Genomic DNA, 26,132 nt, shown 5'->3' with positions numbered 1-26,132 from the left:
CTGCGGTTCGGAGTTCCTTTGTTCGATATTCTGCGGTTTAATATCCTTTTGCGAAAATCCTTCTAAAAAAACAAGAAGTTCAACGTCAGTAGTACGAGCTCAATATGTTTGTTCCTTACGAATCTCGAAGTTTCAGGTAGCGGTTGGCCATACGCATAATTTCGGATTTTACGATTTCCGGAGTAATCGAGAGCGCCTGCAACCTATGTTCGGAGAAGAGAAACGTTTCGCGCATCAGAGTACCGATCATCAAGGCGGTGATTCGTATGGCGTAGTCCGGCCGCGGGTGTTTGATTTCCTTTCGCCTGCTGTTTAATGAGGAAATCAGCATATGCAAAGTTTGGTTCGATCCGCTGGTGACAAGCGCGATGACGATTTCGTCTCCGCCCGGCCTGGCTTCTTTCAGCAAGGCCCGTATAAGGTTCCGATTTTCGGAGTAGAAATTAGCTGTATGATCCACAAAGCGCGAAAGAAAGCGTGATAAGGAAAGGGCGCTGTTTTCCTCGCTTTCAAAAAAAAGCCTGGATTCATTCAGCCAGCGCCCGTAGTAAATCTCGGCAATGTGCCTCAACAAATGAGATTTGCTTTCAAACCGGAAATAAAAGGAGCCCTTGGATGTCCTCGCATTTTCCATGATTTCGTCCACCGAAATGGTGTCAAAATCGCGATTCTGAAGCAGCGCCATTGTTTCTTTCACAAGCCGGTCTACCGTGGCCTGGCTCCGGGCCTGCTGCGAAGGGCGGAGCTGACCGGATGCGAGCGCCTCTCCTGATTTCAGCTTTCTTTTCACAGACAAGGTTTTAGCACGATCTTCTTTCCATTGGCAAGATTGACATAATAGACTATACAGTCTATTATTGGAACGACAAGCGGAGGTGAAGAGAATGGCAGTCCGAATGCTTTCCTTGATTTTGATTTGTTTTTGGGCGCATGTTGGAATTGTGAATTCGCAGGATCAAGGCGCTCCGCAGGGAAACGCCTTATCCCGTTTGGAGTTTTTCATCGGGGACTGGAAGACAGCGGGCAAAATGTTTCCGGCGGGCACAAATCAGCCGGTCGAAACTTCAGGGCGGATCGCATATCGCTGGGCATCTTCGCTCTGGTTGATTTTCGACCATACTGCGGCGATGCCTGAAAAGATTCCATATTCCGTTCACGGTATTGTGGGGTACGATCCGGCCTCCGGAGAGTACGTGGCCTACGCTTTCAACAGCATGAACCCTGTTGCAATCCGCTACAGGGGAAACTGGAGGGATGAAAACACGCTCGTCTTTGACAGTGACGCGTTTCCGGATTCCAGGAAAGCGCAGAGGATTACGTATTCGCGCCAGGCTGATGGAACGGTCCGTTTCTATGCAGAAAACGCACACGATGGAACGAGCTTCTCACCTCATTCTGATCTACTGCTCTCGCACTAGAATCAACAATGTTGGAGACGCTGCATGAGATGGATCGTCGTCATCCTTTTCCTTTTTCTTACTGGCTTCACTGTTTTTTGTGTTACTGAAACTTCGTTCCTGGATTCCTTGAAAGAAATCTGGGTGAAAGTCTGGGGTAAGCAAATTCTATTCGATCTCTACATCGGATTTACGTTGGTGTCTCTTGTCTATTTCTTAAATGAGAAATCGATCGGCCGTGCGATGCTGTGGATGCTGGCCACATTTGCATTTGGGAACATTGCCAGCCTGGTATATCTTCTGCTGAATTTCAGATCCATAGAAGCCATGATTTCCAGAATCAGGAGCCCGCTGGCCTGAATCTTTGCGTTATAGATTAGTCGCCGGCTGGAGCAGAGGCTGTTTGTGTTTGCGCGGAGGTGAACCAGACTCTGCGAAGCCACATTGCAAAATTGTCAAACAATGTATACACGAACGGCAGAATGATGAGAGTCAATATGGTTGAAGCAGTGAGGCCGCCGATAACGGCGCGAGCCAGTGGATAGTAGTACCCGCCGAAGATTCCGCCACTGCCGACTGCCATCGGAACCATGCCGAGGATGGTGGTTCCAGCAGTCATCAGAATCGGACGGATTCGGTCCTCGCAAGCCTTTAGAATGGCTTCTTCGCGCGGCAACCCGGTTTCACGCAATTGATGCACACGATCGATGAGCACGATACCGTTGTTCACAACCACGCCCATTAAGATCAGCAATCCGATTTGCGCCATGATGTTGAAAGGAGTTCCCGTGATCAGCAAGAACCAGAACACGCCGACAATGGCAAACGGAATCGCCATGATAATGGCCAGTGGATGAATCAAAGATTCAAACAGCGATGCCATGACAATATATACGAGCACCAGGGCCAGCAGGAAATTGATCAGCATTTGTTTGCTCTCTTCATCGTGTTCCAACACGCGCTCGTCAAAACTCCATGTATAACCGGGAGGCAGGTTTATGTCATTCATAAGACTGCTGATGGTCTTACGCGCATCATCAAAGGTTTTTCCTTCATACGTGGCTTTCAGGCGGATGTTGTTTTTTCGGTCTAAACGTTGGATTTCATTTTGTCCTTCGACGATTCTGAAATCTACGATGGAACGCAGCGCCACCGGTCCGGAGCTAGTCTGGATTTCAAGGTTCTTCAGATCCTCAATGTTTTCGCTGTCCTCCCGGCGCAAGCCGAGTATCATGTCAATTTCTTTTTCAGGAGTTGTGTAGCGTCGCAATCTCTGGCCACCCAGTGCGAACAAAGTAATCTCCGAAAGTTCTCCCGGAGTAATTCCGTACTGAATTGCCTTTTCGCGGTTCAAAACCATCTGGACTTCGCGGCGCCCGGTCTTTGCATCGAGACGCAAATCCTCAACGCCCTTCACCTTCACAATCTTCTTTTCTGCGTCGCGAGCAAGCGCTTTCAAAGTTTCAATGTCCTCTCCATATAGATAGACCGAAAAATAAGTTGAAGTGCCGCCCGATTGCTGGTCCTCATCTTCAAAATAGACCCTTACGCCGCCGAATTTGGGAAGCTTTTCGCGAATCTTTTTTCTGATTTCTTTTGCTTCTTCATCCATTACGTCTTCTTGCTTCAGGGTGATGACCGTCATTGCGTCGCTGTCGGAAAAATAGCTGTAAATGGATTCGAGCGGCCAATTCTTTTGATTGTCATCCAGAAAGTGCTCGATCTGGCTGACGATTTTTTCTACGTCCCTTTTGTAAAGGAAATCGGAAAAGTCGTACCGCAGAAACATTCTGCGATTTTTGCCGCCGGCGAACGTGCCGGTCTGCAGTCCAAGCTTGAAGGGCAGAATCGTGCTGGCAAGCATCAGCACCACGAGAATGAACGCCCAAACACGGTGTGCGAACGTCCAATGCAACACGGTGGAATAATGTTTTTTCATCCAGCGAATCCAGCCCGGGTCTTCCACTTTCTTGTCACGCAAGAAGCGGGAAGTCGCCAGTGGAATCAAGGTAAGCGATACGAGCAGAGAACAGATGAGCGTCGAGGTGATCGCAACTCCGATTTCAGCCAGGAAAATGCTGATCTCAGTTTTCTTTCCAACGATCAAAGGCAGAAACACTATGATGGTGCAAATCGTGGAGGCCATAACGGCCATCTCTACTGTTTTTGCTCCTTTTTCGGAAGCGAGCATCTTGCTCAAACCTTCCTGCCGGTTCTTGTATATGGATTCCAGAACAACGATCGCATTGTCCACGAGCATTCCGACCGCCAGCATCAAACCCATCATGGAGAGTAGATTGAACGTATGTCCCAGGTAGTAAAGGATGGTCGCCCCGCAAAGCACGGAAATGGGAATAGCTAGAGAAACTATTAACGTCGTATCAATACGCCGCAGAAAAATAAAGAGAATGATAATAGCGAACATGCCGCCCCACATTCCAGAATCCGTGATCCCTTTCAATCCATCCTTAATTTCTTTTGCCTGATCCTGCCAGACAAAGAGATTGATTCCTTTTAAGTATGGGTCGTCTCCAAATTTTTTAACCTGGTTTGTTACAGCCGAGGCTACTTCAACGGCATTGGCAGTCGGTTCTTTGAAGACTTCCAGCGCAATGGCATAAGAATGGTTAAGATGCCGTCCAAATTCCACCGCCGGCTCTGCATATTGAATCTCGGCAATGTCTTGGAGTTTTAATCCGGTCGCATTTACTGGGAAGTTTTTTACGGCATCGAGATCCCTAAAGGTGCCGAGTGATCGAACGGTGATGACGGATTCGTTTCCACGAATTTTTCCAACGCTCAGATTGCTGTTGCTCTTCTGCAGATTTTCAGCAAGATTACCCACATCGATTTTGTGTTCAACCAGTTTGTTCAGAATCAAATCGATCCAGAGAGCTTTCGGAAGCACTCCATTTAAATCCACGCGAGCAACTCCCGGAATGCGTTCGATCGGCATTTTGATTCGTTTTTCCAACAGGTCGTAGTTCGCTGCCAGATCGATGCCAGGCGCCGATATGCGGGCCTGCACGACAGGAATATCGCTTGTGTTGAAATTCAACACGTTGATGTGCTCTACATCCGCGGGAAGATCTTTGCGAATCAGTTCAATTTTTTCCGCGACTTCTGTGCGGACCACGTCGAGTTTGACTCCCCAATCGAACTGGAGCTGGATCTGCGCTTCATCCGCTGTGGCGGTCGATTCCATCTTTTTTATGCCGCTAAGAGTGGAGAGAGCTTCTTCAATCGGCTTGATGATGTTCTTCTCAATTTGCTGTGGACTGGAGTTTGAATACGGGACCTGAATGAAAATTCCGGGAAATTCTACGTCAGGAAAGTAGGCGAGTTTCATTCGCGTTGTAGAAATGACTCCCAGAACGATAATGCTCGCAAGAAACACCAGAGTTGTAATCGGCTTATGAATCGAGAATCCTGAAATGCTCATGCGTTTGCAGCCTCCGCAACACCCGGCTGCGTCTTTTCGAGCTCTTCGATGTCAACTCTCCTACCTTCTGTCATGCTGTACAGGATCGGAATGATGATCATTGTCAGCAGTGTGGAAACACTCAATCCACCGATGAGCGTGATCGCCAGCGGCGCGCGAATCTCGGAACCTTCTCCAGAAGTGAAAGCCATGGGAAGCATTCCAAGAAGTGTCGTGAGTGTTGTCATCAGGATCGGACGAATTCGAACCTTGCCCGCTTCTATCATTGCATCCATTAGAGGAACGCCCTTTTTGCGGATCGTGTTGATGTAGTCGACAAGAATAATCCCATTATTTACGACAATTCCCGCAAGGATGATGAATCCCATAATCACAATAACGCTGATATCCTGGTTTGTGGCCCACAGAATCCAGGCAACGCCAATAAGGGCGAGCGGAACGGTAAACATCAGAATGAACGGCTGAAGGAGCGATTCGAACTGCGCCGCCATCACGAAGTATACAAGGAAGAAGGCGAGAGCTCCTACCAGATACAGTGAGCGGAAAGAACGTTGCAGTTCTTCACTCTGTCCACTGAGCGTTGCTGTGACACCACCGGGCATTTCGGTCTCAGAAAGCATCTTCTTGATCTGTTCCGAGGCGTTTCCGAGGCTTGCACCCTGCAGATTTGCCGAAAGAACGATGGCGCGCTTCTGGTTTACGCGCCGGATCTCGTTCGGACCGCGACCCATCGTAACCGAAGCCACCTGGTTCAACGGAATCGGAACTTCGTTAACTTTAGCTACTGTCATATTTTCCAGATCTTCGATCGAATTTCTCGTGATCATTTCATTCCATACACGAATATCGATTTCATCGTCACCTTCACGGAACTCTGTTGCAACTTCACCTTGAACTTTGCTTTTAAGAATGTTTGCCACATCTTCCAACCTGAGATTGAAACGGGAAAGCTGGTCGCGGTTGAAGATAATGTGTGCTTCGGGAGATCCTTCCTCCCAACTCGATTTGATATCGGTCAACCCCGTGATACGCTGCATATTGGATTCGATTCGGCTGGAGATTTGACTCGCGGTCTTCAGGTCATCGCTATAAACTTCTACTTCGACGGGAGTTCGGAAACTAAAAAGGCTGGGACGTTGCAGTTTGTAATGAAGATCGGGATGTCGTTCCAGAAGTGCACGAATTTTTTGAGAGGCTTGAGTTTCTGCGACTTTCAAATCCTTTCCCTGAACTTTGATGTTCATTACAGCAGAGTTCTCATAACTTTCAGCGGCGGTCCAGCTTACGTTTGCATTTCGTCCGATGAGTACCATGCAGTTTTTTACTTCCGGAAATTTTCTAACCTGATCTTCGATCTTCAAAAGAGTGAGGTTTGTTTGCTGTAAAGGCGTTCCATCCGGTAATTCCATCTCAAAACTGAATTCACCCTGGCTCATAGGTGGAATTAGTTCCACGCCGAGATTTGCTATAACCGCGAGAGAGGCTGCAAGCAAAACCAGGCTGCCCATAATTACAAGAAATCGATGACGCACCGCGGAGCGCAAAATAGGAGGATAACTCCTGTAAAAAGCGTTCAGGCCGCTATCCGTAATTTTGATAAAAGGAGTAAAAAGAGTATGCAGCGCCTTTCCGGCATAGCCGAAGCCTTTCCGAAAGACTTTAACGATGGTCGAGGGCGCTGTGAAAAATACGAATCGGGAAGAGCGGCGTTTGTACTCCGGCACTTCTTCGCGCTCAGAATGAACACCACGGGAATAAAGCATGGGAATCAGCGCGAATGCTGCAACCATCGAAACCAGCAACGAAACGGTGACTGTGACAGCCAGGTCTTTGAACAACTGTCCTGCAATTCCTTCTATGAACGAGATGGGTAAAAACACTACTACTGTTGTGATGGTGCTTGCGCTAACCGCAAGGCCGACTTCTTTTGTTCCATCATATGCTGCCGTTGCTAGCGATTTACCTTCTTTGAAGTGGCGCACGATGGATTCCAGGACAACCACCGCATTGTCTACGAGCATGCCGACCCCCAGGGCCAAACCACCGAGGGACATGATGTTGAGCTTGATGTTAAGCTGATACATGACGAAGAAAGTTCCAATCACCGAAATTGGGATGGATAGTCCAATAATACCGGTCGACCGAAATTCCTTTAAGAAAAGGAACAGCACGAATACAGCAATCAAACCACCGAAGATCGCATTGCTGCGCACATCGTCGATCGCATCCTGTATGAACTTGGATTGGTCAAACATAATCTCCATCTGAATTCCGGACTTAACCAGGGCGCTGCTCTCTTTGGCATTACCATTGCCATTTTTGTTGCCCACACCTTCTTGAATCACTTTCAATCGATCCTTGGCAACACGCGCGACCTGAACGGTGTTCGCATCTCCTTCTTTGAAGATGGCCATCTCCACGCCTTCCTCACCGTTAATGCGCGTGATGATTTCACGTTCCTTCGTACCTCTGTCGATGCGAGCTACATCCTTAAGAAGGATTTTCCGCTGCGCATCCTCGCGTACAACAAGATCATTTAATTCCGAAACCATCTGGAACTCGTTGAGCGTGCGCACAAGATAGCGCGCTTCATTCTCATACAAACTTCCGCCGGCAATGTTGATGTTGTTGCGGGAAAGCGTGTTGACAACCTCCTGCACCGACAATCCCACGCTTGCCAGTTTTGTTTCATCGAGAAATACGTGGATTTCTTCTTCCAAACCACCATTAATCTTTACAGCCGCAATGCCGTCGATGGATTCCAGATCTTTCTTAATTGTTTTTTCGGCGAATTCGCGAAGAGCTATAAGGTTGGAATGGGGTGAGCTGAGAATGACGCGGAGAATTGGATCGTTGGAAGGATCAAACCGCAAAATGTTTGGTTTTTCAGCGTCACGCGGAAGCTGTACCAGGTCCAGTTTTTCGCGGACATCCAGAGCAGCAAAATCCATGTTGGAATCCCATCCAAACTCCATCGTTACTTCCGATACACCTGCGCGCGAGCGGCTGTAGATGCGCTGTCCGCCTGAAACAACGGCTACTGCCTCTTCAATCGGCTTGCTTACAAGATTTTCGACTTCATTCGGCGCCGCCTGAGTATACTTTGTTTCAACCGTCAAGCTGGGATAGGAAATGTCTGGAAGTAAGTTTAGCGGGAGCCTGCCGAACGCCACTATCCCGAACATCAGCACGGCCACCGTTACCATGCCGACTGTTATAGGACGACGTATTGAGATTTCTGCAATTTTCATGATTTAGTTACCTTTGTTTATTTTTCGCGACGATCTCTGTTTTGCTTCCATCGCGCAAGGAACCCTGACCTGAAGTGACCACCATGTCTCCCTTGTTTACACCGGACAGAATTTCTGCGTTTTGATCATCCAGGAAACCAACGGACACTGTTCTGCGGGCGGCTTTATCTTTTTGGACAACGAATACAAATCTTTCACCCGCTTCTTCCATAAGCGCTTTCTTGGGGATCAGCAATGCATTGTCATGACGCTGGGTTTCCAGTTTCACGTCAACGAAGGATCCGGGACGCACCACCGCCGGCGCTTTGGTGACTTCTACTGTTACTTTGATGGTTCCTGTTTTCGGATCCACAACCGGATTGATCTGTCGAATCGTTCCCTGGAATGTTACGTCCTTTTGCGCGTTGAGGGCCAGAGCAACACTCTGGTTTCCTTTAACGCCCAGGATCTCTTTTTCCGGCAGATAAACTTTTGCTTCCAATGGATCGGCATCCACAATCGTGAAGAGCTGCGATTGCGTGTTGATGTTTTGTCCCTTTTCGATGAAACGCTGTGTAATCACACCGGAGAAGGGGGCGTTAATGACGGAGCGATCAAGCTCTACCTGCGCCGCGTTTCGATCTTCAATAGCAACCTGAAGTTCGTACTTGGCCTTTTCAAACTCGGATTCGCTGATGATCTTGGCGTTGAAAGAAGCCTGTTTGCGATCCAATTCCTGCTTGGCATTTTGAACCCGAACATTTGTTTGCTGCAGCTTTACTTGTTTATCGCGGACAGACAGTGTCGCAAGTAGCTGGCCTTCTCTGACCATATCACCTTCATCCACAGTAATGCGATTCACAACACCGGTTGTTTCGGCAATCATGGTTACCTGACGGTCCGGATCGAGAGTTGCTGTCGTTACCAGTGAGCTGGTAATTGTACCGGTTTTCGCTTGCGCTACTTCTACCGGCTGTTTCTTTTCTTCTTTCGGTTGTTCTTTGACTTTTTCCGCTTTCGGTGATGCGTTCGCATTTTGCGAACGGAAAGCGAAGAAGAGTCCAGCCACAATCATAACCACCAAGAGAATGCTGATAACTGGGTGACGTTTTATCATTTGCAGAACCTCCAACTTCCGTTGTTCATGTTGATTTTCAAACATCCAATACGTCCTCCCATCTATATTTGTTCCAGGTGATTCCCCGAATCCTGGACAGGCCCTTGATTTGACCGCAGAGAATGCGGAGAACAAAGGAATTTTTGAGTTTCTCTCAGCGTTCTCAGCGGTAAATATAATCGAACAACATCAATAATGACGCAAACTTAGGGGAAAAAGTTCCTGAAAATTGCTATTGTTCGCGCGATCTTTCCAGCTGCGCTTGCGGGGATCCGGTTTGGCGCGCCGCGGAGCCGACTGGTTGACGGACCGCGTCCTCCAGTTCTTCTTTTAGCTCTAAGACACTTCGATGCCGGTGCATTGGATCCTTTTGAAGAGCTTTCAAGATAACATGCTCGACTGCCGGCGGGAGTTGCGGGTTCATTGAAGTCGGTGGCTGTGGCGGATCCTTCAATTGTTGAAAACCTATCGAAATTGCAGACGGGCCGGTAAAGGGCACGCGACCTGTAAACAATTCATACAGAATGATTCCAAGCGAATACACGTCTGCCCGTTCATCAACTTTCTTTCCCGATACCTGTTCCGGAGCCATGTACTCCGGCGTTCCCATGATCAAACCAGTCGCCGTTAATCCCTGCATTTGCTGAGTATGCGCCAGTCCAAAATCGATGATTTTGACCTGATTGGCGCCACTAATAATAATATTTTGCGATTTTAAGTCACGATGAATGACTCCCTGAGAATGAGCCGCCTGGAGACCATCGCAGACTTGTGCAGCGATGTTAAATGCTTCCATTACCGAAAGATGTCCAGCCTGCTTGATGTATTCCTTGAGGTTTGTTCCGCCAAAAAACTCCATCGATACATAGTGGAGGCCGTTGACTTCCGCAATATCGTGAATTCGAATCACATTAGAATGGGTAACTCGCCTCGCGGATGACACTTCTCTTTTCAATCGTTCCAGTGCCTCCGCATCGTTAGACAGCAGGGGAGAGAGGATCTTGATCGCAACCTGCTCCTTCAATTGTTTGTCATAAGCCTGGAAGACAATACCCATTCCGCCTCGTCCCAATTCCTTCAATACCTGATACCGACCTTCCAGCGCCGAAACCACGCTCATGAAAGTTGTCGGCATCTGACTGACGCCAGGATTTGAAGCAGTAACAATCCGGCCCATGCTGAGTGAGCGTTCCAGTTGAGCATTGATTTCCGTATCGAGACGGCACATGAGCGCTTCAAGGTTTTCCAATCTTTCCGTCACGCGGCCGAGTTTCTTCTCAGCTTCGGGATCCTTCGCTTCCACGGAAAGCTTTTCTTTAGCCAATTGGTGTTTATAGCGCATCCAGAGCAAAATCGGAGACATCAGTATTGCCAGCATCACGGTGCCTCCCAGGATGCCAAAAATCGGAATAAGAAGCGCAATCGATTCCATGTAGCTCTGTATTATATCAATCGTGGATCGTGATCGTAATCTTGATCGTGATCGTACTCGATTATCTAAATCATGATCAGCCATCTCGAATGATCAAGATTAAGATTACGACTAAGATAATGATTACGATCACGATTAGGATTAAGATCCACGATTATCTCGAGTCCTCAGGTAGATTCTTCCTTTCGGCACCCATTTGCAGGCGGTCGGCCAGGATTTGACGATTTCAGGTCCGGTTCTTTCGGAACGAAACACATGCTCGAGTATGAACTTTGTTCGCGGATAGCGTTGCGCATCTTTTCTCCAGTAGTAATTCAGCTTGAAGAGTCTGCTGTCCTTGTTGGGATTCCGGTTCAGGATGCGTTGCAGGTTCCACGCATCACTGAAATTATTCAACAGAGTTCGATCGGCGTAATAAGCCAGCGTGCCGATTTCTCCTCCCATGACGAACGTGTCTGAGGCGCTGGTGTTTTGGCGGAGCCATTCTCCAACTTTTTTGTATTGATCGTGAGTCGCCCAGTTTGTGTGTATGGGAGCTTCGCGAAAAGGGAATCCCAGTGATAGCAGACCAGCAAGCGGTAGAAGGAGAAACACCAATCGTATTCCGCGACGATTTCCAAAAAGACAGGCGATCCCGATACTTCCGGCGAGAGCACAGCCGAATGCCAAATGCGCATAATACCAGTGGTAAGGCGGGACTTTCAGCACGGAGTACGCGATAAAGTGGATGATTGTATACGTGATACCGATCAGCAGCAACTGGTGGGCTGAGCGATTTGTACTCCCGAAAGCCAGAAGGGCAAAGGGTAACATTATTAGCGAAAAAAGCATCTCACCGGAGAACTTCACGAAGTACAAATGTCCTAGTCCCGAGCCGAACGACACATTGCCGTACCATGCCTGCTGATTTGTTTTGATGATCAGAGTGTCCGGTAAAAAAGAACCAAGGTGAATCCACGAATAAAGATGCCACGGCATTAGAGTAATGGCGTACAGTGCGGCAAACAGCAGTTTCGTTTTTGTGGGAAGGGGACGAAACATAACAAGAAGCGCTAGAATCAAAAACAACAAAAAACCATCCGGACGAGCGAGGGTTAGCAGGGCCAGATTTGCTGCGAGCAAGTACCATTTTTGAAAAAAGAATAGTGTGAGCGAAGCAAAAAACAGAACCACAAAGAGCATCGTTTCCATTCCCAGACAGGATAACAACAACGGATTTGCCGCAACCGCGACAAACAAAAGCCAGCCAAAATAGGAATTGCCAAAAATTCTGCTGGATAGGTATTGAAGAATCAGCAATAAACAGAAGAGCAAGCAGGTTGTCAGCCAGATCGCCGAGGTTACGACCGATCCGGTGATCAGAGTGAATAAAGAAAGAACCAAGACGTTCAGGGGTGACGTTGCAGTGTTTGTGGTTTTGCCGGAAAAAAATCCCCAATTACCATGGCGTACCAGCGTATCGGCGTATTTGAATTGGATGAAAGCATCATCGATAAAGGTTGAGCGAAATGAATCGACATAAAAATAGAGAAGTAGGAAAGAAAGAAAAAGGAACGCAGGCTTCCAGCGCGCAGGCAAGATGCCTGCGGCCCGTAATGCAGGCTGGAAGCCTGCGCTCCACATCAGTAACGGACCTTTTGTGGTTCGGAACCCCTTTCAGAAGACGCAAGGGAGCGAACGCTTTCCTGGGAAGGAAGCGCCGCTTGAAGCTCCTTCTTCATCTCGGCAACGGAGGAAAAGCGCTTGAAGGGATCCTTGTTCAGGGCCTTCAGAATGACGTTTTGAAGAGCTTCAGAAATCTGGGAATTGACTTCCCGCGGGGGAAGCGGATTCTCCTTAATCTGTTTAAAACCGACTGCGATTGCGGAATCAGCAGTGAAAGGAACATGTCCCGTAAAGAGCTCGTAAAGAATAATTCCGAAAGCATAGATGTCAGCGCGCTCATCAACCTTTTTTCCCGCGACCTGTTCGGGCGCCATGTATTCAGGGGTTCCCATGATCAGACCTGTTGCAGTCATTCCTTCCAACTGCGCGGTCCTTGCGAGTCCGAAGTCAATAATCTTGACATCTCCCATTGCATTGATAATGATGTTTTGCGATTTCAGATCTCTGTGAATGATTCCCTGGCGGTGGGCTGCTTCCATTCCGTCACATATCTGTAAGGCGATGTTTGTGCATTGCATCTGAGAAAGAGCACCGGAGCCCCGGATGAGTTCTTTCAAGTTCGTACCAAGAAAATATTCCATCGACACGAAATGGAGACCGTTCAATTCTGAGATATCGTGAATGCGAATGATATTGGGATGAGAAATTCGGCGCGCCGCTGAAACTTCACGTTTCATGCGCCCCAGCGCATCCACGTCATTGCTCAGAAGAGGAGAAATAATTTTGATTGCAACCTGCTCGTTCAATTGTTTATCGTGCGCTTGAAACACAATGCCCATGCCGCCGCGTCCCAGCTCTTTTAGGATCTGATATCTGCCTTCGAGCGCCGAAGCAACATTCAGGAAGGTTGTTGGAATCTGGCTTACGTCAGAAGAAGTCGTTACGACCCGGCCGCCACTGAGAGACCGTTCGAGCTGGAAATTGATTTCGGAATCGAGGCGGCACATTAATGTTTCAAGATTTTCTAACCGTTCTCTAAGGTTCTGCCAGTCTTCTGGTTTTTCCGATTTTTCCTGTTTTGGCGAAGGCGGATTATACTTTTCGCGAATCAGATCCAGAATTTTGGGGAGTGAGAAGACGGCTACCATTGTAAAGAAGATGAATGGGAAAATGACACCTTCATTGGTCGCGCTGTAGGCGACCATCGAAGCGAGCATCACAACTGTAAAGACTAAAAGCGACCAGCGGTCCATATGCTAAATAGAAACGTATGCTGCTTTTTGCCAGTTCACGATCTGATTTTTTCCAGATTTTGTTGAACGGAATGACTTTGTGCTGCGGAACTGGAAAGAGGGGTCATTACAGCTCTTTCCAGGTCCTGCCGCAATTCTGATACGGACAGATAACGCATCACAGGATCTTTTTGTAAGGCATGCAGGATCACACGCTCAACGGCCTCACTGAGTTGGGGATTCAGTTGTCTTGGTGGAGGCGGATCTTCCTTCATCTGCTTAAATCCAACAGCGATCGCGGAATCTCCGGTAAAAGGTACCCTTCCAGTAAACAATTCATAGAGAATGATCCCCAGCGAATAGATATCAGCGCGCTCATCCACTTTCTGTCCGGAAACCTGTTCAGGGGCCATGTATTCCGGAGTGCCCATAATCAGCCCCGTGGCAGTCATTCCTTCCATATGAGAAGTGCGGGCAAGTCCGAAGTCGATGATTTTGATCTGATTGCCATGAATAATAACGTTCTGCGTTTTTAAATCGCGATGAATGACTCCCTGCCGGTGAGCCGCTTCCAGACCGTCGCAAATCTGGCTTGCGATGTTGTAGGCTTGCATCTGGGAAAGCGCCCCTGACCGCTTGATGTGCTCCTTCAGATTCGTGCCCGGAAAGTACTCCATCGATACGTAGTGCAATCCGTTGATTTCAGCAATGTCGTGGATCCGGATTACGTTTGCATGCGTCACGCGCCTTGCAGCAGAAACTTCTCTTTTCAGGCGTTCCAGCGCTTGATCATCATTGCTGAGCAAAGGGGAAAGAATTTTGATTGCTACTTGCTCGTTCAGCTGTTTGTCATGAGCTTGAAATACGATGCCCATTCCACCACGGCCGAGTTCCTTAAGAACCTGATAACGTCCTTCTAATGCTGTAGCAATATTCATGAAAGTGGTTGGCATCTGACTGTTGCCCGTTGTATCAGGCAAAGTGGTGATCTTGCCTCCGCCGGCCGATTTCTCCAGCTGATAGTTGATTTCGGTATCCAGCCGGCAGATCAACGCCTCGAGATTCTCCACCCGGTCCTTCAGCTTCTTGACTTCCGCGGTTTGAGCCGGGTCGGTTACGGGATTTTTGATCGCTTCCCTTGCAAGTTCCTGACGATAACGGAAGTATTTCGGTAAAACGACCCATACCGTGATCGATAGAAACACAATCAGGGGGACAAGCACGCTTTCCATAAGTCACTAATCATACATCAAACCCGTGCGGACTTCGCGTCTTCGCGTGGAGCGTGTCGACCGGCAGACGCGAAGACGCTCTAGTCCCCGTGGCAAAAAGTGTAGTATTACAAAATGCGTACGTGTTGTTGACATACTATTCGTAAAATGATAACGTTCATTTGACATTTGTAGTACGTAGATTTGTTAACTTATTTTTTCGTTTCTGATTGGGGGGAAAACAATCAGAACGGTGGATAAGAGAACATCACAATGAGCAAGCAAGAGTTGATTGCCAGCGTTGCCCAGAAGGCCAAACTTTCCAAAGCTGCCGCCGGAAAGGCGGTGGACTCGCTCTTCAAAGGGATTAGAGACTCCTTAGCAAGAGGGAAGAGCGTGGGGTTTGTTGGTTTTGGAACTTTTCTGGTGTCGAAAAGATCGGCGCGCAAGGGGATCAATCCCAGAACGAGGCAGCCGATTCAGATACCTGCAAAAAAGGTTCCGCGTTTTCGTGCGGGAAAGGCGTTAAAGGCGGCAGTGCTCCGGGCAAAATAAGAGCGGCAAAACATTCGCTATCCGCTGCGGGCGGATAAGGAGGTTTTCCAATTGAGGCCTAAAGTCGTCAAGCAGGGGGAAAAGCGTTACATGCTCACCGATCTTGAGATGAAGTTGATGAACAAGATCTGGGCAGTTCGGGGGGAAGTTACAGTGTCGGATGTCCATTATGAAATGCTGGCGGAAAGACGGATCGCCTATACCACGGTAAAAACCGTCATGGACCGTCTCGTAAACAAAAAAATCCTGTCGCGCCGCGATAAACAGGGCACTTACCATTACAAAGCGCTGGTAGACGCAAAAACCGTAGCCGATTACTGGAAGAAATACATCCAGGAAAACATCGCGGGTGGGACGCCCAAAAAGAAAGCTTGATTAGTAGGCGAATATTAGAGTATATTTAATAGTAGCCCTTTTCATCAGTCGAAGAACCTAGCAAGCTATAGCTCCGGAAAGCCCTTTCCGGAGCTTTTTTCTATTACCGACTCATCTTGACAGCAGGTACTGTTTCATTATATGAAATAAGCGCCGCTAGCTATTGGAGGGAGGATAGCTAGACTCTATGTTCAAAACACGCAACCTTTAGGAGGATTTCATGAGATTTTCCACAAAGCTCGTAGTGAGCGCGCTTTTTGCGCTGCTACCAGCACTCGTCTTCGGGGAAGAAGGCGACCGAAAAGTTCTGAAGAAGATGAAAGCTATCAATCAAAAGCTTGCTGTTAGTGGTCTTGGCATAGCTGTCGAGCAAATTGATGTTTTCGCAATTGGTGTGGGTCGACCGAGTAACCGCATCCATCAGTCGGGATTCCGGTGGGTCCCGAACGATGCTCGCCGTATTGCTGACGGTGAGAACATTACCTACCTGGTCGATCAAAGCGATGGCACGACCCTCAGTGGTCTCACGAATGCGGATACCGAGCCGGCTATCGATAGAGCTTTCGATACCTGGCAGGATAACAAATGCTTTTCCAAAGTAGACATCATCAAAAGGGCGGATAGTGGCGCAGACCCGGACATTTTCGATTTCTTTTTCGGGTTTGGCGGCTTTGGAAATCCTTTCCTGGCCGACATCGTAGATGCAGGCTGGCTGCCTAAAGCATTCTTTGCCGCAGCCACTGGAACCGACGGATGTGGCGTGCTCGCATTCTCTGTTACGTTCATCTTTATTGACGGCGCTGGCAACCCCACCGACATCAATGGCGACGGCTACCTGGATACCGCGTTGAACGAAGTTTACTACAACAACGATTTTGGAGATCCAGCAAGCACCTGCACGGCCGGTACTCCAAACTCCACGCAGCCGTGGGGGATCGACGAGCCTCTACCTGGAGTCGATGTAGAAACTGTCGCACTTCACGAAAACGGACACTCATTGGGAATCGGTCACTTTGGACCTCCTCCGGATGCAGTGCTGAACCCGGTTTACGCAGGGATTCGTCAGGATCCATTCGCGGCTGATACCGCAGGCATGTGCATCATTTGGAAATCCTGGCCAAATCCATAACGCCAGTTAGCATTTAATGAGAAGGCCACTGACTTGTCTGTGGCCTTTTCTATTTCGTTTACAGCGCAAATGTCCCGCTCGTAACACCAACATTGCCGAACCTCCTCAGTATGGTAAAGTAATTTCACAAACAACGTCACCATCGGAGTCTTCAGCATGGACACACAGTCAGTAAATTCGACGGAAGCCGGCAAGACCTGGTTCGGACATCCTCGCGGAGTTTCAACGCTCTTCTTTACCGAGATGTGGGAGCGCTTTAGCTACTACGGAATGCGAGCATTCCTCATTTTGTATATGACTACACCTGCGGCTTCCGGTGGTCTAGGATTTGATGACGGCCGCGCCGGGCGTATTTACGGCCTGTACACCGGTAGCGTTTGGATGGCAACGATAGGCGGGGGGCTCGTTGCTGACTGGTTGTTGGGCGCATATCGAAGCGTGTTTTTGGGTGCTGTGTTGATTACTCTGGGTCATTTGACGCTCACGATTCAGGCTCTTCCATTCTTTTATACAGGCCTTGCTCTCATTGTCCTGGGGACAGCATTGTTGAAACCAAACGTTACAACGATGGTTGGTTCGTTGTACTCTGCGAATGATCCAAGAAGAGACGCAGGTTTTTCCATCTTCTATATGGGAATCAATCTGGGCGCTTGCCTGGGTCCGATTATTGCGGGTTATCTTGCGCAACGAGTGAACTGGCACATTGGTTTCGGCTGTGCTGCTGTGGGCATGACATTCGGTTTGATTCAGTATTTTTACGGACGCAAGTATCTCAAACCTGCGATGGACCGCTTGAAGGAAGAAGCGGCTATCGAAAAAAAGGAGCAGGCAGCAACTTCCGGCGGCGTGAAATTTACGGCTGCTGAGTGGAAACGGCTTGCCGCCATCGTTGTGTTCTTCGTGTTTGCAAGCATTTTCTGGGGAGCTTATGAGCAAGCAGGATCCACGTTGAATCTTTTCGCAGATCGACACACACGCCTTTCTGTTTTTGGAATGACCTTTCCATCCAGCTGGTTTCAGTCGGTTCCCGCATTTTTTGTAATTACGATGGCCCCTTTGTTTGCGTGGCTCTGGGTCCGGCTGGGAACGAAGGAACCATCCAGTCCCGCAAAATTCACATTCGGATTGTTTTTCGTTGGCGTGGCTTTTCTTCTGCTTGTTCCTGCTGCAGGCGTTGCTCAAACCGGCATTCGTGTCAGTCCGATGTGGCTTGTCGGAGTTTATTTCCTGGAAGTGGTGGGTGAACTCTGTCTCAGTCCCGTCGGGCTCAGTCTCGTTACCAAACTTGCTCCACGAAAAGTCGTGGGGATGATGATGGGAGTATGGTTCTTATCGATTGCGGTTGGCAGTATTATTGCGGGGTCGCTCGCTGGATTTATGCAAGGCTATTCGCTGACAAAACTATTTGGTAGTGTCGCTCTGGTTGCTATCCTTGCTTCCCTTGTTCTGTTGATCTTGATCCGGCCGATCAGAAAGTTGATGGGCGGCGTGCATTAAAAAAACCGCCAAGACGCCAAGTTCGCTAAGACCAATTCTCTTTCTTCTGGTTTGGCGTTCTAGGCGTCTTGGCGGTTATCAGTATCTTATTTCTTGCGGTTGTAGGTGATTTCCATCATCTTCATTTCTTTGCCATCGGGGCCGGGACCGTACATCTCAAAGTGATATTGATCGGCTGACATCATGTGCATCGTGCTTCTGTAGTTCTGCACCTTCTTGGTCATCGCATCGTAGGCTTTGCTGCTCCAGTTGATTGTTTTGCCGCCATCATCACTCGCGCCAGTTCCGATCATGATTCCGGTTCCCATGTTATCGACCCAGGTGGAGACGTAGGTTTTCGTTCCGTTGTCGTAACCGTAGATTCCCATACCATGAAAAGGCATTCCCATGAAATTGCCTTCGGCTTTTTCGATGACGTAACGTCCGTCCATCGCGGCTTCAAAGGTTGAAGTGCCTTTTTGCTCGGTCGGCGCTGCCGGGTCCATGTAGGACTTGATGGTAGCTTCCCAAGTTCCGACCAGATTTCCCATTGCTTTATGCTGATCGCCGGGTGTGGCATATTCCATCCAGGCTTTCATTATAGGATCATCGGCTTTCGGTTCCTCAGCAGCAAATGCTGAAAATGCAAGACAGAGAACAGTTATTGTTGCAAGAATTGTTGACTTCAAGGTGACTCTCCTTAAAAGATTAGTGTTGATTGTTTGACAAATGAAGTACTGTTTTCAGGGCTATTATCCCAAATTAGAAAAAATGCTCAAGTGGTTCGTCTGTACTGACGAAAATGAACATAGACTGTGATTGCAACCACAATCGCAAAAAGGAGAGCCGTGAGGAGATCTATAAGGCCCGCATTCCGGTCTTGCCCGGATAATGAATCAGCCAGTAATTTGATGTAGGACGATGGATGTTCTTTCCCGAGCTCGTCCCTGATTCGCCAGTGCCAGTCTGTCCAGAAACAGTATCCCCAGCCAAAGAACATTCCCAGGCCTGTCCAGGAAACGATTGTAGCGAGCACAACAATCAGATGGAGTTTGCGGGTCTTTGGAAGAATCCATCCGCAAAGAGTAAAGAGAATGATCGCGATATGCGAAACGTGGAAGAAAACATTCAAAAAGGAGAGCAACAAATTACAACGCCAACCCCGAGGGCAGGCGCGGGGATCCAAGGAGTTTTGTGAAGGCTTTCCATCGCTCTTCCTGAGTGAGACTCTGAGCTTCGATGTACTTTGTAACAAGGTCTTCACCAAGGTTGTAGTTGATCACGTAGCTGCGGTATTTCTTGATAAATTGCAATCGCTGTACAGCTCTTTCTTTCGTATAGAGTGAATATTTCATCGACCACTCAATGACCTGGTCTTCGGTCCAGTGGCCGTCTAAGAATTCTTTTGCAGCTACATTTCCTGCGTACGCCAGTTTCTCTATTTGTTCAGCGACTTTGTGATACTCTGCCGCGCGAGCTGGATCCAGACCGGCCGCAGGAAAAAGGACCTTCCGCTCGAATTCTAATCTTTCGCCTTCCGGAAAAAGAGCTTCTACTCCATAGTTTGCGCTCCCTTCTGCGATCAAAGACTGCGGACTAAAAAGCGGATAAACGGAGAATTCCAACCATTTACGTTTCCGCAACAATTCCTGTTCCAGAAGCACGTTGTATACATGATGGCCCGGATAACCTTCGTGTCCCGCCAGATCAATAGCGCGATCGATGTAAATCGGTAAATCTGTATTCACCTGAATCAGACTGCGAAAATTCCCTTGATACCAGTTGTAACCACCCCACGGTTTATTCGTTAAGTATTCCACCGTGAAGTTCTCTTCCGGAGGCAACTCAATGTACTTGCGTGTTCTTTTGCGGCTTTCTTCCAGCGCAAGTTGAAAGACCTTATCCACATTGCCGGGCGGAATAATGAAATCTTTTCTAAGTGCATCGTACCTTTCCTGAATTGTGCCTTTTCCCGGAAGAAGAGCATCCAGTGATTGAAGAGCTGTAGCAAAGTGCTCTTCCGGAAAATGGGGCGAGACTGCATCATAGAGAGCTTTGGATTCCTGATCGAAAGAATATTTCTTGCCCAGCCGTAAATCTGCAAATGCATGAAGTGATTCCAGTTGTTTTTTCAAGTATTCGTATCGAAGCCGTTCCATTTCCTGCGCGGGCATTTTTAAAGAGCTCAACTCTTTCAAAACCGACTCCGCGCGGTCGCGGATTTCGGTGAGTGGCAGCTTCTGTTTTTGCGCTTCTTCTTTCCATTCCTTTGGACCGTAGTAAGCGTCCACGTAATCTTCATCATGCACGCCCGCCGCAAGAACCAGACGAACGTACCTTTCTGCAATTGAATCGAGATCAGGCCGTTTATCGATTGCGTTCATAAAAAGCGCCAGGAAAATGATACTCAGTATTTTCATAATTAAGCAAAGTAGCGCGGACGTCTCGTCTGCGCAGCTCGCAGGCGGGACGCCCGCGCTACTTTGTTTTACCTCTGTCTGTAGTAAGCAATCAGATCTGTTGCGGGAGGTCTCACTCCGAATTGTCTCATCATTGCCGTTACCTGACCGCGGTGCACAGAAGAGTGATTTACAAGATGTTGCATCATTTGCTGAAACGTGTGATGGAACTGTTTGCCAGTTGTTGTTGTGATCGTCATCATTTCTTGCAATTTTTCATCATCGATGGAAGCCAGGAATTCAGCCGTTTCGGAACTGACTTTTTCCCAGAGCGAGATCAAATCCAGCAGAGAGGCAACATCTTTTCCATGAAGCAGGGAAGTATCCGGCGTTCCGAGCCATCGCGAGAGCCAGATTTTTTGGGCGCCGACAATGTGAGTCAGTGTTCCATGAATTCCACCATGACTTGCTTTTACATCCCGTAGGTATTGATCCGTCGGCAACTGCGCAACCGCTTCAAACAAACGGTTGTTTGCCCACAGATTGTAATCAAAGAGCTCTGTAATTTCTTTTGCATTCATAGGGATTTGCCTCTCACCAGATTTTAACCGATTCGATTCTGTAAAGTAGCCACAACAGGAGCATGGTCGCTGGTTCCCACGTCACGGAGCACGATGCATTCCGGAATCCGTTCCGCGAGCATCCAGCTGGCAAGGACATAGTCGAGGCGCCATCCAATGTTTCGTTGTTTCATGTTTCGCCAAGGCGGCCACCAGGTGAAGAGTTGATCGTCGTTGGGATGCAGCGCGCGCAAGACATCGACCACACCCGCGCTCAAAACTTTTTGAAAGAGTTCCCGTTCATCCGGACGCTGACCAAATGCGGTCGCTTTCCTTTCTTTTGGATGAACATCCTGGTCTGTGACGGCAACATTCATATCACCACAAATAATCAACTGCTCCCCTTGCGCGTGTTTTGCCTGAATGTAATCATCCATCGATCCCAGAAAACGCATTTTTGCTTCAAAGTCTTTTCCGCCATTCGGGACATAAACGGAAATAAAAGTCATAGGTCCGACTTTGCCTTCTACGATTCGAGTTTCATAGTCAAAAAGTGGATGGCTGAACAATGGACGTTCCGGGCTAAACTCTTTACTGATGTGCAATCCGACGCCTGAATAGCCGCCAAGACCATGCCAGCAGCACCAGTATCCTTCCAGCTCGCACAACGGAGGCGGAATCTGCAACGGCCCTGCTTTGATTTCCTGCAAACACACGACCTCCGGTCGAGTTTCTTGAAGCCAGGTTTGGAACTGCGCTTCGCGCGCGCGAATTCCGTTTACATTCCATGTAGCGACTTTCATCTATCAGTACTCTTTTCACCGCAGAGATCGCTGAGGCCGCAGAGGAAAAGCTAAAAAATATTTTTTACCTTTGCGTTCTCCGCGTTCTCTGCGGTGAAGAAAGAAACAATGAGTATAATCATAAGACGAATGAAAGAAGAACGCATACTTTTAAAAACAGAGCATCATGAATCGGAAGCGCTTCTGCTTCTTCCAACCAAAACAAATCCAATCGGTGTCATTCTCGGACACGGCGCCGGAGGAAATATGCATTCCGAATTCATGACTTATTTTCAACGAAAACTTGCGGAAGCCGGTTATGCATGCATGAAATTCAACTTTCCATACAGCCAGAACAAAAAGAAAGTTCCCGATCCACAGCCTGTGCTCATCGCAAGCTACCGCAAAGCAATTGAAGTAATGCCGTTTCAGAAAGTTGTCATCGGCGGCAAATCGATGGGAGGCCGAATCGCCTCCTATGTTGCCGATCCTGAGAAGGTCAGTGGATTACTTTTTCTGGGATATCCGCTGCATCCGCCTGGAAAAGTGGATCAGTTGCGAGATGAACATTTGTATCGAATTCAAAAGCCGATGCTGTTTATCAGCGGCACAAAAGACCCTTTCGCTCGCGAGGACCTGTTGTTGTCAACTCTGAAAAAGATCGGAAAGTATGCGGAGCTGCATGCGGTGAAGGGCGGCGGGCATTCCCTGGAGGTTCCGCGGAAGACAGGACCCTCCACGGCAGAGATTCGCAACGCAATCGTTGCTGCAATCGTGAATTGGCTGCAAAATTGTGGATCGTGATCGTAATCAATTATCGTAATCATGATCCTGATCGAATCGAATTTCGATACTAGCGATTGCGATTAAGATCACGATCAAGATTACGATCCACGACTATTTCAGAAGATTTTTTTGTGTGCGCTGCTCAGGGAAGGCTCATAGTGAATTGCCCGCGCGCCGCCGGCTTGTTTGGCATGCGAGAGCGCAATGCCGGCGAGTCGCATCAGATCTACGATATTGTTAACGGAGCACCGCGGGTAAGTGGCGCCTCCGATGCTCACAGTTACCGGCCTGTCAGGATCACGAGTTAACAGCAAGGGGACTTCTTCCGTGATTCTACCGGAAACCAAACGCGCGCCCGCGGTGTCTGTTTCGGGAAGCAAAACAGCGAATTCATCGATGTCATAGCGGGCAATAATATCTTCAGTCCTGCAAATTTCTTTAAGAATCTCAGCGGTCTTTCTCAACACCGTGTCGCCCTCTTTCCTGCCATAAGATTCGTTATATGCCCGCAGCCGGTCCAGATCAACCCTCAATACGGTTGCTGGATGTTTGTGTCTTAACGTCCGCCTCCATTCGATCTGAGAGACGGCGTCAAAAAAATGTCTCTGGTAAACGTCTGTCAGCATATCGCGCGTAGCCCAGTCGTAGAAAATGACTGATTCCAACGCAGGTCCTGCGTGCATCAAAAACACATTCAACATTTCTTTTTCGCTTTCCCCATAAGGAATCTCTTCCGAGCTATCACAGTACAGAATTCCTATTACTGTATTAGAGCCAGCACGGTTGGAGAGAAAAGGAATGCACAGCACGGTCTTCGCTCCTGCCGAGTCGTGATTTTTGTGAACGGGAGAGCCCTGGTTACAAACTTCCCGGAGAAGCACATTGGTCGCGGGAAATTGTTCCTGTTTTAGCGTTCGTCCTTCTTGATTTTGCGCGTGACGAAACTGGAAAGCGGTTTCATTTTCTTTGGTCAGCAGCATGCCGCGTTGCATCCCGGTAAGATGCAACACGATCTCAAGAGCAATGTGCGAAGCTTGATCCAAATCAAGAGTGCAATAAAGTTTCTGTGTGAACTCGAACCACTTTTCCAGACGGTTCGGGTCTTCCCCTGATTTCTCTTTGATCACAGCCAGACCTCTCATAGTATTCTAGCGAGAGGTCAGCCGAAACTCAATGCTAATCGTACTGGAATGCGATTGGAAAGATCAGGGCCAGCAGAATCGCTGCAGCGAGAACGAATAAGGCGGAAGTAATAAGCATAGAAATCATCCTCCTGTATTCTCAATACGGAGGGGAATGCAAAAGGTTCTTGCACTATAACTCGATGCGTCTTAGCCGGAGGGCATTGGCGATTACAGAAACGGAGCTGAAGGTCATTGCAGCGCTCGCGATCATTGGATTTAAGAGTAATCCAAAAAACGGGTAGAGAACTCCAGCAGCAATCGGGACGCCCAGAGCATTATACAGAAACGCAAAAAGAAGATTTTGCCTTATATTTCGCATGGTCGCGCTGCTTAGTTTTTTTGCCCGTGCAATCCCGCGGAGATCGCCTTTCACCAGAGTGATGGACGCGCTTTCAACCGCTACATCTGTTCCGGTCCCCATCGCAATTCCCACATCAGCGGCAGCAAGGGCCGGCGCGTCATTGATTCCATCTCCAGCCATGGCTACCAGATTTTGCGATTTCTGGAGCTCTTTCACGATGCGCGCTTTATCCTGAGGCAAAACTTCCGCGTGAAGTTCATCAATTTGCAATTCTTCCGCGACGGTTCTGGCAGAGATGGTATGATCTCCCGTTACCATCACAATACGGATGCCTTCGCGGTGCAATGTTTGAACCGCTTCGGGCGTGCTTTTCTTGATGGGGTCTCTGATTTGAATGAGACCTGCTGCTTCTCCTTCGATTGCAATGTAAACCACTGTGCTTCCTGCTTTTCGCCATTTGTCACTGACATCAGTGAAGGAATCGATCTGAATCTTTGATTCCTGTAGAAACAGATCATTGCCCAGCATCACTTTTTTCCCAACGATGATTCCGGAAACTCCCTTGCCGGGACTGTAGTGGAAGTCCTGCGTTTCGGGAGTGTCCAGATTTTTTGCTCTGGCCGCTGACAGAATGGCCTGGGCCAGCGGATGCTCGCTTCTTTTCTCCAAAGAGGCTGCGTAAGCAAGAAGCTCTTCCGGTGTTCGTCCTTGAGTTGTGTGAACGGAAGCCACTACTGGTTTTCCTTCGGTGAGTGTGCCCGTTTTATCTACAACAAGAGTATCTACCTTCTCTAAAGTTTCGAGCGCTTCTGCATCCTTAATGAGAATGCCAGAGGCCGCTCCTTTTCCTGTACCCACCATGATGGACATGGGTGTTGCAAGTCCAAGCGCGCACGGACAGGCGATGATCAAAACAGCAACGGCATTCACAATGGCGTAAACGATTCTAGGCTCCGGACCGGTCAACCACCACGCAACGAACGTAACGATTGCGATGAACACAACTGTGGGTACGAAGTATCCGGATACAACATCTGCGAGTCTCTGGATAGGAGCCTTGCTGCGTTGGGCTTCACTCACCATGCGAACGATTTGCGCAAGCATCGTGTCCCTTCCGACTCGTTCGGCGCGCATCAGGAAACTCCCCGTTCCATTTGTAGTGCCTCCGGTAACCTTGTCTCCCGTTTTTTTCTCCACAGGAATCGGCTCTCCGGTAAGCATCGATTCATCCACAGTGCTGCTTCCTTGCAAAACAACTCCATCCACCGGAATGTGTTCCCCCGGACGCACACGCAGCACGTCTCCTTTTTGAATATGTTCGAGCAAGACGTCTTCTTCTTTGCCATCCGTGCTAAGGATTCTTGCAGTTTTTGGAGCCAGGCCCAGCAGCGCTTTGATGGCGCCGGTTGTTTTGCTTCGGGCGCGCAATTCCAACACCTGACCGAGCAACACCAGAGTTGTAATAACAGCCGCGGCTTCAAAGTAAACGGGAGCTTGTCCGGAATGGTCCTGAAGCGAATGAGGAATAAGATCAGGAAAGAGCGTTGCGAACAGACTGTACAAATATGCAGTTGCAGTCCCCATTGCAATCAAAGTAAACATATTGGGGCTACGATGAACGATTGATTGCCATCCACGAACAAAGAAAGGAAAGCCACCCCACAAAACGACGGGAGTTGTAAGAATTAGCTGAAGTAGGGTCAATAATCCTGGCGAGACAGCAGCATGCAATGGCCGTCCCGGTAACATTTCTGACATCCCGATCAGAAAAACGGGGAGCGTTAGAAACAGGCTGTACCAGAACCTTTTTGTCATGTCCAAGAGTTCCGGATTCGTTTCTTCTTCCAGCGTGACCACAACTGGTTCGAGCGCCATACCGCAGATCGGACAGGCTCCCGGTCTGTCTCTGATGATTTCGG

22 protein-coding genes are annotated in these 26,132 nt (G+C 48.5%); 7 read left to right on the top strand and 15 right to left on the bottom strand.

Translation table 11 applies throughout. The features are described 5' to 3' along the window. Positions 1-115 precede the first annotated feature (115 nt). Positions 116-790 carry a TetR/AcrR family transcriptional regulator gene (locus L0156_24345; protein ID MCI0606130.1) on the bottom strand — a complete coding sequence of 225 codons (675 nt, stop codon included), beginning with the start codon at positions 788-790 and terminating at the stop codon, positions 116-118. A 94-nt stretch (positions 791-884) separates the two neighbouring features. Between L0156_24345 and L0156_24340 the strand changes: the two genes are divergently transcribed. Then, positions 885-1,418, top strand: a complete 534-nt coding sequence (locus tag L0156_24340) for a DUF1579 domain-containing protein (GenBank protein ID MCI0606129.1) — start codon at positions 885-887, stop codon at positions 1,416-1,418. A 24-nt stretch (positions 1,419-1,442) separates the two neighbouring features. Beyond that, on the top strand, positions 1,443-1,757 hold the full coding sequence (locus tag L0156_24335) for a hypothetical protein (GenBank protein MCI0606128.1): 315 nt from the start codon (positions 1,443-1,445) through the stop codon (positions 1,755-1,757). Positions 1,758-1,773: 16 nt separating this feature from the next. On the opposite strand, the gene L0156_24330 is transcribed toward L0156_24335, so the two are convergent. The 7 genes from L0156_24330 to L0156_24300 all read right to left on the bottom strand — a co-directional run bounded on the left by L0156_24330 (position 1,774) and on the right by L0156_24300 (position 14,687). After that, a complete protein-coding gene (locus L0156_24330; GenBank protein MCI0606127.1) occupies positions 1,774-4,839 on the bottom strand; it encodes an efflux RND transporter permease subunit in 3,066 nt (1,021 codons plus the stop codon). Beyond that, a complete protein-coding gene (locus L0156_24325) occupies positions 4,836-8,090 on the bottom strand; it encodes an efflux RND transporter permease subunit (GenBank protein MCI0606126.1) in 3,255 nt (1,084 codons plus the stop codon). The genes L0156_24330 and L0156_24325 overlap by 4 nt, the downstream gene beginning before the upstream one ends. Positions 8,091-8,097: 7 nt before the next feature. Continuing rightward, positions 8,098-9,186, bottom strand: coding sequence for an efflux RND transporter periplasmic adaptor subunit (locus tag L0156_24320; protein ID MCI0606125.1), 1,089 nt, complete (start codon positions 9,184-9,186; stop codon positions 8,098-8,100). Positions 9,187-9,418: 232 nt separating this feature from the next. Further along, positions 9,419-10,618: a serine/threonine protein kinase gene (locus tag L0156_24315; protein MCI0606124.1), complete on the bottom strand. Its 1,200-nt coding sequence runs from the start codon at positions 10,616-10,618 to the stop codon at positions 9,419-9,421. A 141-nt stretch (positions 10,619-10,759) separates the two neighbouring features. Then, positions 10,760-12,241, bottom strand: a complete 1,482-nt coding sequence (locus L0156_24310; GenBank protein ID MCI0606123.1) for a hypothetical protein — start codon at positions 12,239-12,241, stop codon at positions 10,760-10,762. After that, positions 12,241-13,476, bottom strand: coding sequence for a serine/threonine protein kinase (locus L0156_24305; GenBank protein ID MCI0606122.1), 1,236 nt, complete (start codon positions 13,474-13,476; stop codon positions 12,241-12,243). The genes L0156_24310 and L0156_24305 overlap by 1 nt, the downstream gene beginning before the upstream one ends. A 35-nt stretch (positions 13,477-13,511) precedes the next feature. Continuing rightward, positions 13,512-14,687 carry a serine/threonine protein kinase gene (locus L0156_24300; GenBank protein ID MCI0606121.1) on the bottom strand — a complete coding sequence of 392 codons (1,176 nt, stop codon included), beginning with the start codon at positions 14,685-14,687 and terminating at the stop codon, positions 13,512-13,514. Between the two features lie 252 nt (positions 14,688-14,939). Here L0156_24300 and L0156_24295 point away from each other — a divergent pair, with 252 nt between their 5' ends. From L0156_24295 to L0156_24280, 4 genes are all read left to right on the top strand, one after another. Next, positions 14,940-15,221: an HU family DNA-binding protein gene (locus L0156_24295; protein MCI0606120.1), complete on the top strand. Its 282-nt coding sequence runs from the start codon at positions 14,940-14,942 to the stop codon at positions 15,219-15,221. 51 nt (positions 15,222-15,272) lie between these two features. After that, positions 15,273-15,596, top strand: a complete 324-nt coding sequence (locus L0156_24290; GenBank protein MCI0606119.1) for a BlaI/MecI/CopY family transcriptional regulator — start codon at positions 15,273-15,275, stop codon at positions 15,594-15,596. A 220-nt stretch (positions 15,597-15,816) separates the two neighbouring features. Next, a complete protein-coding gene (locus L0156_24285; protein ID MCI0606118.1) occupies positions 15,817-16,725 on the top strand; it encodes a hypothetical protein in 909 nt (302 codons plus the stop codon). 156 nt (positions 16,726-16,881) lie between these two features. After that, positions 16,882-18,222 (top strand): peptide MFS transporter, encoded by a 1,341-nt coding sequence (locus L0156_24280; protein ID MCI0606117.1) that lies wholly within the window; start codon positions 16,882-16,884, stop codon positions 18,220-18,222. An 86-nt stretch (positions 18,223-18,308) separates the two neighbouring features. Here the strand turns inward: L0156_24280 and L0156_24275 are convergent, their stop codons facing one another. The 5 genes from L0156_24275 to L0156_24255 form a co-directional block, all read right to left on the bottom strand. Next, complete coding sequence (locus tag L0156_24275) at positions 18,309-18,890, bottom strand: DUF1579 domain-containing protein (protein MCI0606116.1); 582 nt, start codon at positions 18,888-18,890, stop codon at positions 18,309-18,311. 86 nt (positions 18,891-18,976) lie between these two features. Further along, positions 18,977-19,348: a DUF2784 domain-containing protein gene (locus tag L0156_24270; protein ID MCI0606115.1), complete on the bottom strand. Its 372-nt coding sequence runs from the start codon at positions 19,346-19,348 to the stop codon at positions 18,977-18,979. 1 nt (position 19,349) lies between these two features. Next, positions 19,350-20,621 carry a hypothetical protein gene (locus L0156_24265; GenBank protein MCI0606114.1) on the bottom strand — a complete coding sequence of 424 codons (1,272 nt, stop codon included), beginning with the start codon at positions 20,619-20,621 and terminating at the stop codon, positions 19,350-19,352. A gap of 68 nt (positions 20,622-20,689) precedes the next feature. Next, positions 20,690-21,181 (bottom strand): DinB family protein, encoded by a 492-nt coding sequence (locus L0156_24260; protein MCI0606113.1) that lies wholly within the window; start codon positions 21,179-21,181, stop codon positions 20,690-20,692. Positions 21,182-21,204: 23 nt separating this feature from the next. After that, positions 21,205-21,963: an exodeoxyribonuclease III gene (locus L0156_24255; GenBank protein MCI0606112.1), complete on the bottom strand. Its 759-nt coding sequence runs from the start codon at positions 21,961-21,963 to the stop codon at positions 21,205-21,207. 108 nt (positions 21,964-22,071) lie between these two features. On the opposite strand from L0156_24255, the gene L0156_24250 reads away from it, so the two are divergent. Beyond that, a complete protein-coding gene (locus L0156_24250) occupies positions 22,072-22,746 on the top strand; it encodes an alpha/beta fold hydrolase (GenBank protein MCI0606111.1) in 675 nt (224 codons plus the stop codon). Positions 22,747-22,844: 98 nt separating this feature from the next. On the opposite strand, the gene L0156_24245 is transcribed toward L0156_24250, so the two are convergent. Beyond that, positions 22,845-23,870 carry a sensor domain-containing diguanylate cyclase gene (locus L0156_24245; GenBank protein MCI0606110.1) on the bottom strand — a complete coding sequence of 342 codons (1,026 nt, stop codon included), beginning with the start codon at positions 23,868-23,870 and terminating at the stop codon, positions 22,845-22,847. Between the two features lie 172 nt (positions 23,871-24,042). Beyond that, positions 24,043-26,132 (bottom strand): cadmium-translocating P-type ATPase (gene cadA / locus L0156_24240; GenBank protein MCI0606109.1); only part of this gene is annotated, 2,090 nt, incomplete at its 5' end.

Source organism: bacterium (assembly GCA_022616075.1).
GTDB lineage: Bacteria > Acidobacteriota > HRBIN11 > JAKEFK01 > JAKEFK01 > JAKEFK01.
The sequence above is the reverse complement of the archived record's forward strand: the minus strand, read 5'-3'. Positions and strand labels throughout refer to the sequence as shown.

Coding starts and splice junctions, on each gene's coding strand:
- L0156_24340 (MCI0606129.1), top strand. CDS start 885: ATGGCAGTCCGAATGCTTTCCTTGATTTTGATTTGTTTTTGGGCGCAT.
- L0156_24335 (MCI0606128.1), top strand. CDS start 1,443: ATGAGATGGATCGTCGTCATCCTTTTCCTTTTTCTTACTGGCTTCACT.
- L0156_24330 (MCI0606127.1), bottom strand. CDS start 4,839: ATGAGCATTTCAGGATTCTCGATTCATAAGCCGATTACAACTCTGGTG.
- L0156_24325 (MCI0606126.1), bottom strand. CDS start 8,090: ATGAAAATTGCAGAAATCTCAATACGTCGTCCTATAACAGTCGGCATG.
- L0156_24320 (MCI0606125.1), bottom strand. CDS start 9,186: ATGATAAAACGTCACCCAGTTATCAGCATTCTCTTGGTGGTTATGATT.
- L0156_24315 (MCI0606124.1), bottom strand. CDS start 10,618: ATGGAATCGATTGCGCTTCTTATTCCGATTTTTGGCATCCTGGGAGGC.
- L0156_24310 (MCI0606123.1), bottom strand. CDS start 12,241: ATGTGGAGCGCAGGCTTCCAGCCTGCATTACGGGCCGCAGGCATCTTG.
- L0156_24305 (MCI0606122.1), bottom strand. CDS start 13,476: ATGGACCGCTGGTCGCTTTTAGTCTTTACAGTTGTGATGCTCGCTTCG.
- L0156_24300 (MCI0606121.1), bottom strand. CDS start 14,687: ATGGAAAGCGTGCTTGTCCCCCTGATTGTGTTTCTATCGATCACGGTA.
- L0156_24295 (MCI0606120.1), top strand. CDS start 14,940: ATGAGCAAGCAAGAGTTGATTGCCAGCGTTGCCCAGAAGGCCAAACTT.
- L0156_24285 (MCI0606118.1), top strand. CDS start 15,817: ATGAGATTTTCCACAAAGCTCGTAGTGAGCGCGCTTTTTGCGCTGCTA.
- L0156_24280 (MCI0606117.1), top strand. CDS start 16,882: ATGGACACACAGTCAGTAAATTCGACGGAAGCCGGCAAGACCTGGTTC.
- L0156_24265 (MCI0606114.1), bottom strand. CDS start 20,621: ATGAAAATACTGAGTATCATTTTCCTGGCGCTTTTTATGAACGCAATC.
- L0156_24260 (MCI0606113.1), bottom strand. CDS start 21,181: ATGAATGCAAAAGAAATTACAGAGCTCTTTGATTACAATCTGTGGGCA.
- L0156_24255 (MCI0606112.1), bottom strand. CDS start 21,963: ATGAAAGTCGCTACATGGAATGTAAACGGAATTCGCGCGCGCGAAGCG.
- L0156_24250 (MCI0606111.1), top strand. CDS start 22,072: ATGAGTATAATCATAAGACGAATGAAAGAAGAACGCATACTTTTAAAA.
- L0156_24245 (MCI0606110.1), bottom strand. CDS start 23,870: ATGAGAGGTCTGGCTGTGATCAAAGAGAAATCAGGGGAAGACCCGAAC.